This is a genomic window from Sporosarcina sp. ANT_H38, assembly GCF_008369195.1.
Lineage (GTDB): Bacteria > Bacillota > Bacilli > Bacillales_A > Planococcaceae > Sporosarcina.
In genome coordinates this window covers 2,341,551-2,358,713 of sequence record NZ_VOBC01000001.1, presented here as the reverse complement: position 1 = coordinate 2,358,713, position 17,163 = coordinate 2,341,551, and the positions used below count along the sequence as shown (strand labels likewise).

The 17,163-nt window shown below is 43.8% G+C and carries 13 protein-coding genes; 10 read left to right on the top strand and 3 right to left on the bottom strand.

The annotated features are described in order from the left end of the window. Positions 1-57: 57 nt before the first annotated feature. The 7 genes from addB (at position 58) to FQ087_RS11140 (ending at position 11,774) form a co-directional block, all read left to right on the top strand. Positions 58-3,555: a helicase-exonuclease AddAB subunit AddB gene (addB, locus tag FQ087_RS11165; RefSeq protein ID WP_149580512.1), complete on the top strand. Its 3,498-nt coding sequence runs from the start codon at positions 58-60 to the stop codon at positions 3,553-3,555. Then, entirely contained in the window at positions 3,533-7,240 is a 3,708-nt protein-coding gene (addA, locus tag FQ087_RS11160; RefSeq protein ID WP_149580851.1) for a helicase-exonuclease AddAB subunit AddA, read from the top strand. The genes addB and addA overlap by 23 nt, the downstream gene beginning before the upstream one ends. A 2-nt stretch (positions 7,241-7,242) precedes the next feature. Continuing rightward, positions 7,243-8,439: a DUF418 domain-containing protein gene (locus FQ087_RS11155; RefSeq protein WP_149580511.1), complete on the top strand. Its 1,197-nt coding sequence runs from the start codon at positions 7,243-7,245 to the stop codon at positions 8,437-8,439. 43 nt (positions 8,440-8,482) lie between these two features. After that, entirely contained in the window at positions 8,483-9,382 is a 900-nt protein-coding gene (locus FQ087_RS11150; protein ID WP_149580510.1) for a fumarylacetoacetate hydrolase family protein, read from the top strand. A 73-nt stretch (positions 9,383-9,455) separates the two neighbouring features. Then, positions 9,456-9,830, top strand: coding sequence for a YisL family protein (locus tag FQ087_RS11145; RefSeq protein WP_149580509.1), 375 nt, complete (start codon positions 9,456-9,458; stop codon positions 9,828-9,830). Between the two features lie 24 nt (positions 9,831-9,854). Next, entirely contained in the window at positions 9,855-9,986 is a 132-nt protein-coding gene (locus FQ087_RS23030) for a hypothetical protein (protein WP_255452233.1), read from the top strand. A gap of 327 nt (positions 9,987-10,313) precedes the next feature. Further along, positions 10,314-11,774: an alpha-amylase family glycosyl hydrolase gene (locus FQ087_RS11140; RefSeq protein ID WP_149580508.1), complete on the top strand. Its 1,461-nt coding sequence runs from the start codon at positions 10,314-10,316 to the stop codon at positions 11,772-11,774. A 45-nt stretch (positions 11,775-11,819) separates the two neighbouring features. Here FQ087_RS11140 and FQ087_RS11135 read toward each other — a convergent pair whose 3' ends face one another. The 3 genes from FQ087_RS11135 to FQ087_RS11125 form a co-directional block, all read right to left on the bottom strand. After that, positions 11,820-13,145, bottom strand: coding sequence for a CoA-disulfide reductase (locus FQ087_RS11135; RefSeq protein ID WP_370456049.1), 1,326 nt, complete (start codon positions 13,143-13,145; stop codon positions 11,820-11,822). A gap of 275 nt (positions 13,146-13,420) precedes the next feature. Further along, positions 13,421-14,278, bottom strand: coding sequence for a DegV family protein (locus tag FQ087_RS11130; RefSeq protein WP_149580506.1), 858 nt, complete (start codon positions 14,276-14,278; stop codon positions 13,421-13,423). 27 nt (positions 14,279-14,305) lie between these two features. Then, positions 14,306-15,115 (bottom strand): Cof-type HAD-IIB family hydrolase, encoded by an 810-nt coding sequence (locus tag FQ087_RS11125; RefSeq protein WP_149580505.1) that lies wholly within the window; start codon positions 15,113-15,115, stop codon positions 14,306-14,308. Between the two features lie 137 nt (positions 15,116-15,252). Between FQ087_RS11125 and FQ087_RS11120 the strand changes: the two genes are divergently transcribed. From FQ087_RS11120 to rraA, 3 genes are all read left to right on the top strand, one after another. Then, entirely contained in the window at positions 15,253-16,020 is a 768-nt protein-coding gene (locus tag FQ087_RS11120; protein WP_149580504.1) for a dienelactone hydrolase family protein, read from the top strand. 54 nt (positions 16,021-16,074) lie between these two features. Next, entirely contained in the window at positions 16,075-16,383 is a 309-nt protein-coding gene (locus FQ087_RS11115; protein WP_149580503.1) for a metal-sulfur cluster assembly factor, read from the top strand. A gap of 217 nt (positions 16,384-16,600) precedes the next feature. Further along, positions 16,601-17,083: a ribonuclease E activity regulator RraA gene (gene rraA / locus FQ087_RS11110; protein WP_149580502.1), complete on the top strand. Its 483-nt coding sequence runs from the start codon at positions 16,601-16,603 to the stop codon at positions 17,081-17,083. Positions 17,084-17,163: the final 80 nt, after the last annotated feature.

Genomic DNA, 17,163 nt, shown 5'->3' with positions numbered 1-17,163 from the left:
AGCGCTTTTGTTATTGGTACAAATTACATATATCCAAATAGAAAAGGAGGAAACCATATGTCACTGCGTTTCATAACTGGTAGATCGGGCGCCGGTAAAACGACGTTCATTGAGCGGGAAATAGCTACTGAACTGGAACGAAATCCGATGGGAGCGCCTGTTATTGTCATTGTACCTGACCAAATGTCGTTCTCGATGGAGCATAGTTTGTCCGTTAACTTTGGCTTAAAAGGGATTATCCGCGCACAAGTGTTGACATTCAAACGATTGGCATGGCGTATTCTGCAAGAAACGGGCGGTATCACGCGCAAAGAAGTAGATGGTTTCGGTTACAGGATGCTTGTACGAAGCGTCTTGGAAGACAATCGGGACGAGTTCAAATTGTTTCGCCAAGCAGCGAGTAAACGGGGATTCACGGAACAAATCGGGGATTTACTGAAGGAATTTAGCCGTTACTGCCTCGATCACCAAACGATGAGCGATCTTCACGATACGCTTGCCTCAACAGGTGCACCGCGTACATTGCTAGACAAAGCGGAAGACCTAACATTGTTGCTGACAAAAATCGAAGAAAAACTGGGCACGACCTATGTCGATAGTGAAGGACATCTGGCTCTGCTCGCCTCACAAATTACCCACTCAGACCTGCTAAAAGGCGCTGATATCTATATCGATGGTTTCGAAAATTTCACCACGAGGGAATATGAAATCGTAACGGAACTGATGAAATACGCCAATCGACTGACAGTTGTGTTGCCGATGGAAGGTGCTCTCACGGGCTTTGCGGATCATGAATTATTTTTCAACCCTGTACGGACTTCTCTCAAATTGCGTGAACTGGCGCGTGCTGAATCCGTCGAAGTTGAGGATGATATCTATTTGGCGGATGCGCTACGTTATCAAAATGGGGACTTAAAACATTTTGAGGCGGAATTCGACCACTTTCCTGCGAAACAACAACAGTCAGAAGGCAATGTTGTTTTGATTGAAGCGGTGAATCGTCGTGCGGAAATCCACTCAGTAGCGCGAACAATCCGTGAGTTAATGATTTCAGGAAAGCGTTACAAAGACATATCAATTTTGTACAGGCAGCCTGAAAAGTATGATGAACTGATTGAAACGATTTTCCCGCATTATGATATTCCAGTGTTCATCAGTCAGAAAAAACCAATGTTGCATCATCCGCTTATCGAGTTTTCACGTTCTGTGTTAGAAGCGGTGACGACAGGCTGGTCGTATGAATCGGTATTTCGTGCCGTCAAAACGGACCTCTTTTTCCCGCACCGAGAAACGAAGTTGTTATGGCGTGATCGAGCGGATAGACTCGAAAACTATATTCTTGCACATGGGATTTACGGACAGCGCTGGTTCGATGACAGCCGCTGGCGCGTGAAGAAGTATCGCGGGCTTGAAATGTATACAGATGTGCAAACCGACGAAGAACGTGCGATGGAGCAGGAGCTGCATTTGATTCGTGATGAAATTCGGGATCCGCTTGCTGATTTTGAAAAACGTCTGAAACGTTCTAAAACTGGACGTGATGTTGCAGAAGCCCTGTTTTTGTTCATGGAAAAACTAAATGTTTACGATAAAATCATTGATCTGCGTGCGGAAGAAGAGCGTGCAGGACGACTGCTTGGCGCAACAGAACATGAACAAGCATGGAATGGTTGGATCAATGTATTGGATCAGTTTGTCCTCATGTTTGGTGATAAAAACATGGATTCTGTAGAAGCGGCACGAATTTTGGATGAAGGATTTGACTCGCTCGAATTTGCTCGTATTCCGCCGTCGCTCGATCAAGTGACAGTGTCGACTGTCGAAGTTTCAAGTTTAATGGATATTGACGCTGTGTTTGTTCTCGGAGTAAACGATGGCGTCATGCCAAAACGGGTCGACACTGAAGGCATTTTGTCGGATGCGGACCGGGAGTGGTTTTCGGAAATAGGTTTCGAACTGGCACCCACGTCGAAGATGAAATTGATGGATGAAACGTTTATGGCATATCGTGCATTCACGGCATCGCGTGAAAAGTTATATGTATCATATCCAGTTGCAGACGAGGAAGGGAAAGCCCTTATTCCATCGCTGTACATTACGAGAATTGCGCAGATGCTGCCTGGAACTGAAACGAAAAGCGCAGTAACGGATCCGTCTGAATTGCCACTGGGAGCGAATCAGTTCGAGTACATCAGCCATCCGCGTTCTGCACTTCCTTATGTTTCGATGAAGTTGAAAGAGGCGGAACAGTCGGGGGTACTGGAGCATGAATGGCGGGCGGTAATGGCGTATTATGACGAGGATCCATTTTGGTCTTCTGTCATAAAACATATCATTCGCCCGATGAATGCCAAGAATGGTGCTGAGCGGCTGCGTTCAGAGATAACGGAAGGGTTGTACGGGGAATCATTTGTTTCAAGTGTGTCACGGATTGAGTCCTACTACAGTTGCCCTTTCCAGCATTATGCGTCATTTGGACTTGGCTTGCGCGAACGGACGGAATTTACACTGGAAGCCCCGGCAATCGGAGATTTGTTCCACGCGGCTCTCAAATGGGTGTCAGATGAAACGATGCGTCTCGGGAAATCGTGGGCAGAACTGACACGTGAAGAATGTTGGAAGCTTGCAAGAGCAGCAGTGGAAGATATTTCGCCTTACTTCTTTAATCGGATTTTATTGTCAACGAATCGTTATGTATATATTAAACGTAAGCTGATGCACATTATTCAACGGACGATCTTTTCACTTAGTACGCAGGCGAAAGCGACAGTATTCAAACCTGTTGCCATTGAAGCAGGATTTGGACCAGGGGAAGAACTGCCGGCATTGGAAATTCCGCTGCGTCGCGGTGATCTAATGAGACTTCGTGGAAGGATTGACCGTGTCGATGCGACTGAAATTGGCGGTAAAAACTATGTCCGCGTTGTTGACTATAAATCATCTGCAAAAAGCCTTGATTTAACAGAAGTGTATTACGGGCTGTCTCTGCAAATGATGACGTATCTTGATGTTGCGCTGGAAAACGCAGCCGAGTGGCTAGGCATGAACGCGGATCCTGCGGGCCTTTTGTATATGCATATTCATAACCCGATGATTCGTTCAGGTTCTGAATTAACACCGACTCTTCTGGAAGCTGAAATAGCGAAATCCTACAAGATGAGGGGCTATTTGCTTGATAATCAGGAAGTTGTGATCGGCATGGATGCTGATATTGGCAGGTCATCTTCAATCGTGCCAGCCTCGATTAAAACGGACGGCACATTTGCAAAAACGTCGAAAGTGCTATCATCCGATGATTTGCAGATGATGCGGTCGTTTGTCAGAACACGTCATCAAAAAGCCGGAGATGCAATGCTTGCGGGTGATACTCGTGTTTATCCATACAAATTAAAAAATAAAATGCCGTGCGAATTTTGTTCGTATCGATCTGTTTGTCAGTATGATCCAACAGATCCATCAGCAGAACATCGGACTTATGCTGAAATGGACCCAGAATTGTCTCTCGATAAAATGCGTAAGGAGGTGGCGGATGATGCACATACCCGTGAAACCTGAAGGACTGACATTTACTGACGCCCAGTGGAAAGCCATTTGGGCGACAGGGAAAGATATTCTCGTTTCCGCTGCCGCTGGTTCGGGAAAAACGAAAGTGTTAATCACGCGAATGATTGAAAAAGTATTGGATGAGAACAATCCGATTGATGTGGATGAACTGCTTGTAGTTACATTCACGAATGCATCTGCTGCAGAAATGCGACACCGAATGGCGGAAGCTCTGGAAGAAGCGATTGCTGAAAGGCCGGAATCTGTTCATTTGCGCAGGCAGTTGAATTTATTAAACAAAGCACAGATTTCTACATTGCACTCATTTTGTATGAACGTTGTACGACAATATGCTTATTTACTAGATATCGACCCCGGATTTCGGATTGCCGATAGTACGGAAGCCGCGTTGTTAAGTGACGATACAATTGGAGCTGTCCTTGAAGATGCCTATAGTGCAGAAAATCCAGAAGCAATGTATCGGTTGGCTGACAGTTTTACGTCGGATCGCAATGATCAGTCCATCGAAACACTGATTGATAGGTTGTACGATTATTCCCGCGTTCACCCAGTGCCGGAGCAGTGGCTTCGATTAATTCCGATGCAATATGAAATTGGTGACCAAGCGTCTATAGATGATCTTGAATTTATTGGACCACTGAAAATGGCTATACGTCATACGCTTGAAGAAGCGGCCGCGTTAACTAATGATATGAGAAACATCGCGTTAATGGTAGACGGACCGGAACCGCTTGCTGCCACAGCTGAAGCAGATTTGATGTGGATCAATGAAGCAATTCGGCGGATAACGGAAGGTACGTGGGAAGAGACGTATGCATTTTTTGGCTCTCTTAAATGGGCGAAAGCAGGGACGATCCGCAAAGATTCGTGTGATGAAGAGCTTGCAAAACGAGCAAAAGTGCTTCGTGATGCAGTGAAAAAAATTATTAACACGTTGAAAGAATCCTATTTCACGAGAACTCCAGCCCGTTTGCTAGATGAAATTCGGTTGATGGCGCCTACCATGCATACGCTAATTGACTTAGTTATCGAGTTCGGTCGGCGATTTGAACATGTGAAAATTGACCGGGGAATTGTCGATTTCTCTGATTTAGAGCATTATGCGTTAAGGATTTTATCGAATGTTCAAGATGGAAAATTGGTGCCATCTGATATCGCCGTTGACTACAAAAATCGGTTTTCAGAGGTTCTTGTCGATGAATATCAGGATGTCAATATGTTGCAAGAGACGATTATTCAGCTCGTCAAGCGAGGCGGAGAAGCGGACGGCAATCTGTTCATGGTTGGCGATGTGAAGCAGTCTATTTACCGCTTCCGTCTTGCTGAACCCATGCTGTTTCTGGGTAAATATAATCGATTTACGGAAACGGATGGCCATCAAGGCTTGAAAATTGATTTGAATGCCAATTTTAGAAGTCGAAAAGAAGTGCTAGATGCGACAAATTTCATCTTTTCACAAGTGATGGGCACGCGAGTCGGGGAAATCGATTACGATGATTCGGCGGCGTTGAAATATGGTGCGAATTATTCGGAAAAAGCTGTAACGGCTGGTTTGACGCTACTATATGAAGAAGAGGAAGATGAACAAGAAATCGATGATGCGACAGAACTAGCTGGACAAAGCTTGAAAAGTTCACAGGCGGAAGCGCGGTTCATGATTAAAAAAATCAGAGATATGATTGCATCTGGTACTGAAGTGACTGATGCGTTCAGCGATAAAAAGCGTCCGCTTGAATACAAGGATATCGTTATTTTAATGCGATCGATGACATGGTCAGGTGAAATTGCAGAGGAATTCAAATTAGCAGAAATTCCAATCTACGCTGAGCTAAAACGCGGTTATTTCGATGCGCTAGAAGTGATGATTATGCTGAATACATTACGTGTCATAGATAATCCCTATCAGGATATTCCGCTAGCTTCCGTCCTCCGTGCACCGTTTATCGGTATGACGGAAAATGAATTGGCACAAATCCGACTTGCCGGAAAAAGTGAGTCGTTCTTTGAAGCGTTGAAGCGATTCGTTACAACAGGCGGAGCAGGTGTTGCAACGGCAACGCAGGAAAAACTACAGCGATTTTTCATCCAGTTTGAGGACTGGCGTAACTTGGCAAGGCGCGGTTCGTTATCCGAACTAATTTGGCATGTGTATTCCGATACGCATTACTATGAAATGGTCGGTGCGATGGCGAATGGTAAACAGCGTCAGGCCAATCTTCGTGCGCTGCATGATCGTGCAATTGATTATGAAAAGACGTCGTTCCGTGGGCTGTTCCGTTTTCTACGTTTTGTTGATCGTATGCGGAAGCGGGGGGATGATTTAGGTGCGGCGCGTTCGCTTACTGAGAAGGAAAATGTCGTTCGTATTATGACTATCCATTCATCGAAAGGACTGGAGTTTCCTTTTGTCTTCATCGCAGGGGCGGGTCGGAAATTCAATAAGATGGATTTCAATGAACCGTATTTGTTCGATCAGCATTTTGGTCTGGCGGTGAAAGCAATTGATCCGGATAACCGAATTACGTATACTTCTTTGCCATTTCTTGCTATGAAAGAAAAGAAAGAGCTTGAAATGCGTGCAGAAGAAATGCGTGTATTATATGTCGCGATGACACGAGCGAAAGAACATCTTGAGATTATTGCTTCCGTAAAAGATATTGAAAAGTCGATTGTGAAATGGCAAGACGCTCAGCTTATTGACACTGAAATGATGCTGCCGGAGTATACGAGATCACGTGCAAACGGTTATTTAGACTGGATTGGTCCCGCAGTTGCGAGACACACCGCATTTGCGAAGTTTGGTAGTATCCCGGGTGGTCAATCCGTGATGGATCCTTCTGTCTGGCAGATTGATGCGCTTCCTGTTTCGTCATTATTTACGAGTATGGAAGAGATAGAGGGAGAAATGAAGTTACCACAAGATGTCGTTCCGATTAAAGAGGTGGACGCAACGATGTTACTGGCAGTAAAACGCCAGTTTGATGCAACATATCCGTATCTATCATCGGTGACGAAACGCTCCAAGCAGACGGTCAGTGAGTTGAAACGACTGGCGATTCTAGAACAGCAGGCGGAAGAAAATGTTGTTGTGTCTGGAAATGAGGACGTAAGTACGGCATATCTTCATAATCGGCCGGCCTTCATGCAGTCGCGGGCACTGTCTGCCGCTGAAGTCGGGACGGCGATGCATACGATTATGCAGCATATCGATATTCGGAAAGAAAGTAGTGTGACGGATGTTGATAAACTCTTAACAGAATTGACAAGCCGTCAGTTGCTTACTGCAGATGAAGCCATTGCGGTCGATGCTAATGCAGTTGCAAAGTTTTTCCAAACGACGATTGCGAAGCGACTTATGAATGCTGAGAAAGTCGAGCGAGAGTTGCCGTTTACGTACGCTTTTAATGATAGCGACGGGGATTATCAAATTTTACAAGGGATTGCCGATTGTTTATTCGAAGAGCAAGATGGCTGGGTACTGCTGGATTATAAAACTGACCGAGTTCGTGGACGCTATGGCTCCGATGAAGAAGTCGACGCAGAAATGCAGGTCCGGTATGGAATTCAATTGAATTTGTACAAGAAGGCGATTGAAGAAATTGTGAAAATCACTATTAAAGAGATGGTCCTTTATTTATTTGACGGAGAGAGGACTATAAATATTCAGGGGGAATAAAATTGAAATTAACACCAACAACGCTTGGAAATCGTATTGAGGCGCTTGATGCGCTGCGCGGCTTTGCATTACTTGGGATATTCATCGCGAATATGCTATTATTCCATTCACCGTATTTATATTTGGACCCGTATACATGGTTCAGTACACCGGGCGATATGGCGATTTTTAAATGGATTGATATCTTCGTGGAAGCGAGTTTTTACCCGATTTTCGCTATTCTGTTCGGCTATGGATTAAATATGCAGTATGAAAAATCAATCGCAAATAAGATGTCATTTGCGCCAGTCATGGCACGTCGTATGGGCATTTTGCTCGGATTTGGCCTGCTTCATGCATTGTTCATCTGGATGGGTGACATTTTATTCACATACGCGCTAATGGGCTTTATGATGATTGCCTTTATTAGAATTCCAAAGAAGTGGATGCTACCGATTGCCGCCTTCGTATATATTGTACCTTCGGGCATCATTTATGGATTCACTTACTATCTGAATAAATTAAGTCCAGATTTCATGATGGAAGGCTATGCGGATATTCATCAGATTGAACGCTCGCTTGAAGCATATGCACATGGTAGTTATGCTGAAATCTTTAGCTTCCGCTTTTTTGAATGGCTGTTGTATGGATTGACGGGATCATTAATGGGCATCTTCGTCGTATTGCCGCTCATTATGATTGGGGCAGGGTTGTCTAAATGGAAAGTGATTGAGCGTTCTGGGGAATTAAAAGTGAGCATCGCAGTCGTGACTGTTGTTGCGCTTGCAGCGGGCATATGGATGAAAGCTACACCGCATACCGGTGGTCCTTCACCAGATGCACTTATATTACAAGCACAATTCGGCGGTCCTGTTTTAGCAATTGGCTATATAGGTTTGTTGCTCTTACTTTTCCAACTGCCGTTTTTCCGCACGATATTCCGCCCTATTTCAAAAGTAGGCAGGATGTCGTTGACGACGTATATTACGCAATCGATTGTGGGCACACTCATTTTTTACGCCTACGGTTTCGGCATGTATGGCAAAGTAGACTTGGCAACGGGACTAGGAATTGCAGTTGGTGTGTTCGCCATCCAAGTGATCTTTGCAGAACTTTGGCTGTTGAAATTCCGGATGGGCCCATTAGAATGGTTGTGGCGTAAAGGGACATATGGAAGAAAATTGCCGGATAAAGAGGAGAAAGATCGACCTTTGTCGTAGTAATCAGAATAAGGGTTTTACTAATGAGGGGATGGGCTGGCAGATGAAATTATTATCGTTCCGTTACGAGGGCAGGACGTTATTTGGACCTAAAGTGAAGAAGGAAGATGCAGTATGGGATATGTTATCTATTGCAGAAGCGTTTGAGGACACTGATTTTCCACAAACAATCACGGAAGGTATCGCATCTGGTCTAGATTTCGTTGAAAAGGTACGGAAGCTTGCTGAACAGGCACAAGCTGATGAAAATTCGGAGCGATTCAAATTTGCTTTCACCACTATTGAATGGCTTTCACCAATACCGAGAACGCCTAAAAATATCCTGTGTGTAGGGAAGAACTATGCAGATCATGCTGCGGAAATGGGTGCAGATGCACCGTCTGAAAAAATGATGATTTTCACGAAATCACCAACTACTATTGCGGCAGATGAACAAGACATTTCCATCCATGCCGATATAACGGATAGCCTTGATTATGAAGGGGAACTCGCGGTTGTTATTAGCAAGGGCGGACGTAATATCCCAAAACAATTGGCATATGATCATGTTTTCGGTTACACCATCGCAAATGATGTGACGGCACGTGACGTGCAAGTGGCACATGGCCAGTTCTTCTTGGGGAAAAGTCTGGATGGGTCGTGTCCAATGGGACCGTATATCGTGACGAAAAATGAAATACCGAATGCACATAATTTATCGATTGTCACAAAGGTGAACGATGAAGTGAGACAAAATGGCAATACAGCCTCGATGATCTTCAAAATCGACGAACTGATTGCTGAGATATCACGCTATGTGACGCTTGAACCTGGCGATGTCATTTTGACGGGTACTCCTGCGGGCGTTGGTAAAGGCATGACGCCACCGACGTTTTTGAAAAAGGGTGATACTGTAAAAGTGTCCATTGAAAGTATCGGAACTCTCGTAAATAAGTTTGTTTGAGTAGTTTTCCTTTTGTGATTTAGTCAATTGTGATACGATTCTTTAGTATTACTAACTAAATGAGGTGACTAAATTGGACGTATTATCAAACACTACACATCTTCATATTTTCACTTGGGTTGTTGGAATTATCTTATTCCTCGTTGCTGCAAGTATGGACACAGAATCAAAAGGTAGAAAGATTCTTCATATGATTGCACGCCTATTCTACGTACTGATTCTAATTTCTGGCGCATTGCTATTCTTCAAATACTCATCGATTGACGGCGCGTTGTACGGCGTCAAATTCCTATTAGGCTTCTTGACAATAGGTATGATGGAAATGGTGCTCGTTCGTTCTGCGAAGAATAAGAGTGTCAAAGTAGTATGGATTCTGTTTTTCGTCTTCGTATTGGCGACGATGTTCCTTGGATTTAAGTTGCCAATCGGCATTGACTGGTTCGCTTAATTTTTTAGGTAGGGTGGTATGAAGATGGAGTTTAGAGTCGGACCGATATTACTTATCGTTGTCTTAATGTTAATGGCGTTGTTTGCCGTTTCCGTCTTTCTCTTTTCCCGAAAAAGCAGATCGTCTGTTGAAGATGATGATCCGTTAGATGAATAAGACATCCGCTGGCGATTATGCTGGCGGGTCTTTTTTATTGTTTCGATAATTTAGCTTTGGGTGTAGATTATCTACTCTTTATGTCTAGTCTCAAGCGGCAAGACAGTCAGGAGGGTTTGAACTACATCCCTCCTGTGTGCAACAGTAACGCCGCTTCACCAGTCTACCTTATGCCCGTCACGTCTAAGTAGGCTGTATCGACTTTTCTAATTTCACAATATCGACCTATTTCATGGCGAAGGATAAGGTATTTGGCGTAAACAATGGCGACTTGTGGCGGTGTTTGGTAAAATGACGAGTGACAGCTCGTATTGAGGAGGCAATTTTGTGAAAGCGAATAAATGGTTTGGACTTATTGCAACTTTTCTATTACTGATATCTACCCTGTCTCCAGCAAGGGTTTTTGCAGAAACGGAAAAAACAATTGAAGATGAAAGTATATATGATTTGCTTGTGGACCGGTTTAATAACGCGGACGGCAATAACGACTTTGATGTGAATACGCAAGATTTGACGGCGTTCAGCGGAGGCGACTTTACAGGAGTCGGTACGAGACTTGAGCATATTGTACGAATGGGCTTTACGCTGATTTCGCTTGGACCCGTCTTTGAAACGGAAACGTATGATGGCAGTAAAGTGCTTGATTATGCGAAACTTGAACCCCATTTTGGGACTTCAGAAGAATTTACCGAGATGATTAAAGCAATTCATGAGCAGGATATGTCCGTGATTGCTGACTTTCCACTTGCAGGAGTGAGTGCGAATCATATTTGGGCAAAAGAGGGAATTGTCAAAGCACTTCCTGCTACTGATGGAACAATTGATTGGGATACTTCAGACGCGGCAACAAAGAAAGCATTGAAGGAAGCCATCGTTGATTTCGTGGAAACGTATAAGTTGGACGGAATCCGGTTAACAAAGATCGACAAAATCGACACAGCATTTTTGAATGAAATCATTCAGGCTGTAAAAACGGTTAATCCAAAAGCATATGTACTGACGAATGAAGAAAGTGACGCTGACTTCGATTCTGCTCCGAATAATGAAAAGATGAGCGCAATGAGAAATTCATTTGTTAAATATGAAACGGATACTTCACCGCTATCGCTATTTTCAAATGCGACTGAAAAAGAATTAGTCCAATTCGATGAATTAACAGGACCGCGTTTTACATACGACATCGTTGAAGCAAGAATGTTCCCGCCGACAAGGTGGAAGCTTGCAATTACGGCGCTATTTTCAATGCCAGGCGTTCCGATTATGCCTTATGGTACTGAGATTGCTGTGAATGGCCAATCGGCTCCTGAAAGTCATCAGCTATTGAATTTCAAGATTGATGAGGAGTTAATTGAACATATCGGTGACCTTAACCAGTTGCGCAACAAATCAGAAGCTTTCCGTAACGGGGACTTTGAAATGTTGCACAACGAGAACGGATTTACAGTGTATAAGCGTTCAAATGATGAAGAGACATGGATTGTCGCGATTAATAATACGACTGGGACAGCCAATTTAGAAATTCCTCAAGACGTAATCGGAGAGAATAAAAAATTGCGCGGTGTACTCGATGGCGATTTGGTACGCGAAGGTAAAGACGGGGTTTACCGTGTCGTACTGGAACGTGAAATTGCAGAGATTTACATTGCTGATGAAGACAAAGGATTCAATACGCCTTATCTGATTGCATCGATTTTAATCTATGTACTGTTCCTTGGATTCCTGTTCATGGCTTGGAGAAAAGGGCGTCAAGGTAGAAAAGATAGAAAAGCTGAAATGACAGCGGAGTAAAGCAGAAAACACCAGCATCGGCGAAGTTGCCGATCTGGTGTTTTTTTAACGCGCTTTATAACCAATCATATTAACAGGGTCTTTCGGCGATGAATAAGGTGGGGAGTAGCCGAGTTCAAGGGCGGCAAGGTCATCGACAGTCATTTTTCCCATGATTGCAGTTGCAATGACGTCAATTCTTTTGTCGACTCCTTTGTCACCGACCGCTTGTGCGCCAAGGATGAGCCGGGATTTTTTATCATAATGAACACGCAGTAAAATATGCCCCTGGTCGGGATAATAGCCTGCATTCGTTTTCCCTTCATAGACGGCTGTGCCAAATTCGATACCTTCGTCTGTTAAGGTTTGTGCCGAATGGCCTGTCATAGCTGCTGTCAGAGCAAACAATTTCGTAATCGTCGTACCAAGGAGCCCGTTCATTTCGACGGGATTGCCGGCGAGATGGCGCGCAACAATGAATGATTGCCTATGCGCCGGCCAAGCGAGTTTCACGCTTTTCGGTTTACCAGTGAACCAATCTTTGCATTCGGCCGCGTCACCAATTACATAAATGTCAGGATCATTTGTCTGCATATAGCTGTTAACAACAATCCCTTTAGTTGTTCCAATATGTAAATCGGCTTCTACCGCAAGTTGCGTATCAGGATCAACTCCTATACTGGCCGCGATAAAGTCAACTTCAAAGTTCAACCCATTTTTCATAATCAATCGCTTGCCTTCAATGCGTTCGATGGTATCGTCAAAATAGAAATCTACCTTATTATCCTTCATTTCCTTGCCGAGCACTTGTGAGATTTCAGGATCCATTACTTCCATGACGCGCTCATTGCGATCAATAAGTGCCGTTTTTAATCCTCTGTGGATGAAGTTCTCGATAAGTTCAATCCCGATGAATCCGCCTCCAATAACAGCGCAAGATTTCGGTTTTTCACGTTCAATATAGTCGATGATTTCTTCCATTTCTCCAAAGTTCTTCAGCGTAAATAATGGCAAATCACCTAGACCTTTTAAGTCAGGTGTACGGGCGATTCCACCGGGCGATAAAATAAGTTTGTCATATGTTTCTGTAAAGACATGATCTGTTTCCAGATTACGTACTTCAACCGTTTTATTTTCCCGATTAATGGCCAGTACATCATGGCTTAACTTGACAGTAATATCTCGTTGCTCGCTAAACTTTTCGGGAGACGAGCCGACTAATTGCCATTTATCTTCAATTAAGCCCCCAATGACGTATGGCATACCGCATGTACCGTAGCCAAGTATCGGATCACGTCCAAATAATGTGATTTCAGAATCTGGGACTGCACGTCTAATTTGTGCGGCGACAGTGGAGCCGCCGGCGATTGCACCGACAATTACTACTTTCATCAACGAGTCCTCCTTTGAATCAAATTTGCCTCGGCGTATTTGCGTCCAGATTAACTAATGAAGTTAGCCAAAGAACGTCGCATCCTTGCGACAATAAGGAGGAAGGAAATTCAACGCCTCCCCGCCAACTGACCTGCATTACGCAGGCAAGAGCTTGCTCAATTAACTCCCTTCAAAATCTGTGACACCCGCGGACCTACAGGATGTAGGTCCTGCAACCGTTGCAATAGGACGCTTAGCTTTTAGTACAAAAAGATTTGCTGATTGAAGTTAAATTACTGATTTAATTTATTCAAGAAAAAGACGCCTACTGTACCGGGGCCCACATGTGCACCGATAACGGATCCAATCATATTGATTTCGATATTTTTTGGATGAAACAGCTCTTCTATTATGGCTTTCAATTCGAGTGCTATTCCTTCGTCGTCGCTATGGCAAATTGCAATTGTCTGTTCAGCTAGTTGGTCGCCGCGCTCTGACATAAGTTCCGTCATACGGCGCAATACTTTTTTGCGTCCACGGTGTTTTTCAATAGGAACAAGTTTGCCGCCTTCGACATGAAGGAGCGGCTTAATGTTAAGCAGTCCACCGATGAATGCACTGGTTTTGGAGACGCGTCCGCCACGTGCCATGTAATCGAGGTCTTGCACAGTGAAGAGATGCTCCATATGTGCTGCCATGTAGCGGATTTTCCTCTCAATTATTCGAACGTCGTCTTCGCCCGCATCGCGTAGCCGAACAGCTTCTTTTACAAGAAGCCCATAACCTAGTGAAGCGCATCTTGAATCGATAATAATAAGGTTCATATTTGGATTCGTATCTTTCACTTGGTCGCCGGTCATGATTGCGGTGTCGAATGTACCGGATAACACTGAAGAAAAAGCGATGTAAATCCCATTTTCACCTGATGATGCGAGTTCTTTCCACTTTCGAAGGAACAATTCGGGCGATACTTGTGATGTTTTAGGTTGTTTACCATTCCGGATTGCCTGATAAACCTCTTTTGAATCAATTGTTAATATATCTTCGTACTCTTTGTCGTCGATGAGGACGCGTAATGGGAAGAGTGTTACGTCGTTGTCTTCGAAAAATGACTTTGGTAAATCACTGGCACTGTCTGCAAAAATTTGCATTTGAAACCCTCCGTTGGATAATTATAGTTAGTTTAAGTGTAACCTTTCACGGAGTACCCGTGCAATGCCATCCTCATTATTCGTGTCTGTCACTTCATCGGCAATCGATTTCAATCTATCAATTCCATTTCCCATTGCAACTCCGATACCGACGTAGTCAATCATTTCAAGGTCATTGTCTTCATCGCCAAATGCAATAATCCGTTCTTTTGGAATGTCCATCCATTTTGAAACATGTGAAATACCGACAGCCTTATTCAGGCCATGCCGAACGATTTCAATGACTTTCCATGGTGCTCCCCATTGACGATGATCAATGACTTCTGCGTGAACGTCACCAAGATGGCGACGAATTGAATCGACTTTATCGTCAGCTGCATGGATCAGTAAACTTGTAGGATCGACTTGTAAAAATTCACGAATGTCTCCTTGCGTTATTTTAGGATCACCAAATCCGAAGATATCGAGGAGTTTTTCATCGTGATGATGCATGTATACATCATCCATCACTTCAGCAACAATATTATGGAATGTAAATTGCTGCATGGCATCAATGACATCCTTCACAACGGGGAGTGAAATCGTTTCGTGGATTGTTTTCCAAGAGCGATCATCAGGATGGTGAACGAATGCACCGTTGAAATTAACAATCGGTGTCTTAAGTCCGAGTTGACGGTAATACACTTCGCTTGCACGGTAAGGTCTTCCGGTCGCAATCATAATGTGATGACCTTTTTCTTCTGCTTTTTTCAGTGTAAGCTTGGTTTTATCTGATATTACTTTTTCGTCTGTAAGTAATGTCCCGTCAAGATCGAGGACGATTAAATGTGGCTTCAAAAAAAACGCCTCCTTCTAGTAAGTAGTCTATCGTTAACATATGATTCAAGTCAAAAAATCCCGTCGCGAAATCGTCCCTTTTGTTTTTTTAGAAAAACTTTGGTACGCTCAAGTGAAAAGGAAAAGGTGTGATTTCAATGAATGTAACTGAAGAGTTATGGGGCGATATCCCCTTATTGCATATAGTTGAAGATGAATTGAAAGACAAACAAGTTCCGGTCGTCATTTTTATTCATGGATTTATGAGTGCCAAAGAACATAATTTGCATTATGCCTATAATATGGCGAAGAAGGGCATCCGAGTTCTCTTACCTGATGCGCATCTGCACGGTGCACGTGATGAAAACTTAGATGAAGTCCAAATGAGTCTGCGATTTTGGGAAGTCGTTTTGACGTCAATTGAGGAAGTGGGTTTCATTCGCCAAGAACTGATGCAGCGCGGACTTCATTCGACAGGGGAAATTGGTTTGGGAGGCACATCAATGGGTGGCATTACGACGCTCGGTTGCCTGACGGTATATGAGTGGATTGACGCCGCGTCAGTTATGATGGGAGCACCAGGCTTTGTTCAACTTGCAAAAGCACAAATGTCTGAGTTCGAACGCAACGGATTTACACTACCTGTTACGGAGGAAGAAAAGAAGACGTTATTTGCGACACTATCTACATTCGATTTAACGAAACATCCAGCGGCGCTGAACAACAGACCAGTGTACTTTTGGCATGGTAAGAAAGATTCGGTCGTACCGTATGAACCAACGCGCAACTTCATTGAAGCGGTTAAAAAGGATTATGCAGCTGTGCCAGATCGAATTGAATTCATTTCGGATGGTACTGCGGGGCATGCTGTTTCAAGGTCGGGAATGCTTAAAGCGGCTGACTGGCTTGCTGTGCATTTGAAATGAGGGAGCATACTCTGTTATGATAAAGATAATAACCATACGGAAAGAGGGATGAAGATGAGCCAGGATATGAAAGATAGCATGATGGGTGCACTCGAAAACGTTATCGACCCGGAACTTGGAGTTGATATTGTAAACTTAGGTCTCGTGCACGACGTCGAGCTTGACGAAGAAGGCACGTCAAAAGTAACAATGACACTAACATCAATGGGCTGTCCAATGGGGCCGCAAATTGTTGCGAACGTTACACAAGAACTGATGGAACTTCCAGAAGTGAAAAATGTAGATGTAAACATCGTATGGAGTCCACCATGGTCAAGAGATAATATGTCTCGGTATGCAAAAATTGCGCTGGGCGTTAGATAATAAAATATAGTAAGGCCGCGCGACTTAGAGATAAGTTGTGCGGCTTTTTTTGTGGATTTCGCGGGTAAAGCCAAAAAATCGCTGGTAAATCTCCACTCCAGACCATTCTTGCCCGAGTTCATAATTCCACATTATTTTAAGCTGAAAAAGGAATACCGAAATAATGTCGAATGGTATAGATAGGAGAAAGAATTTCAAAAAAGGGGAGTGCATTCACATGTCGATAAAAACTGCCGATGTATGCGATGATTTTTCAAATGAATTACAAGTATGTTCAACAGAATTTAAATCGTATGGAAAAAACAAAAGATTCTCGGGTCCAATTGTTACTGTGAAAGTATTTGAGGATAACGTACTTGTGAAAGATGCGTTGCAAAGCATCCCAGAAGGCAGTGTTCTTGTTGTCGATGGTGGCGGCTCAAAAAGGTGTGCGCTCATGGGCGGCAATTTAGGTGCCATCGCGGAAACCCGTAAGCTTGCTGGGGTTATCATCTACGGATGTGTCCGCGATACGGCAGAATTGATTGAACTAAACATCGGTGTTCTGGCACTTGGCAGTAATCCAATAAAGAGTACAAAAGAAGGAAAAGGGGAACAGGATAGTAAACTGAATTTCGGAGACGTAGAGTGGATTTCCAATTACTATGTATACGCGGATGAAGACGGCGTTGTAGTTTCTGCCCGTAATCTGTTCAGTTAATGAGGAGCCTCCCTTTTGGAGGTTTTTTCTAACTGTTAATCGCAGTGCGAATCGCTTTACATTCTATCAAATCAATCCTA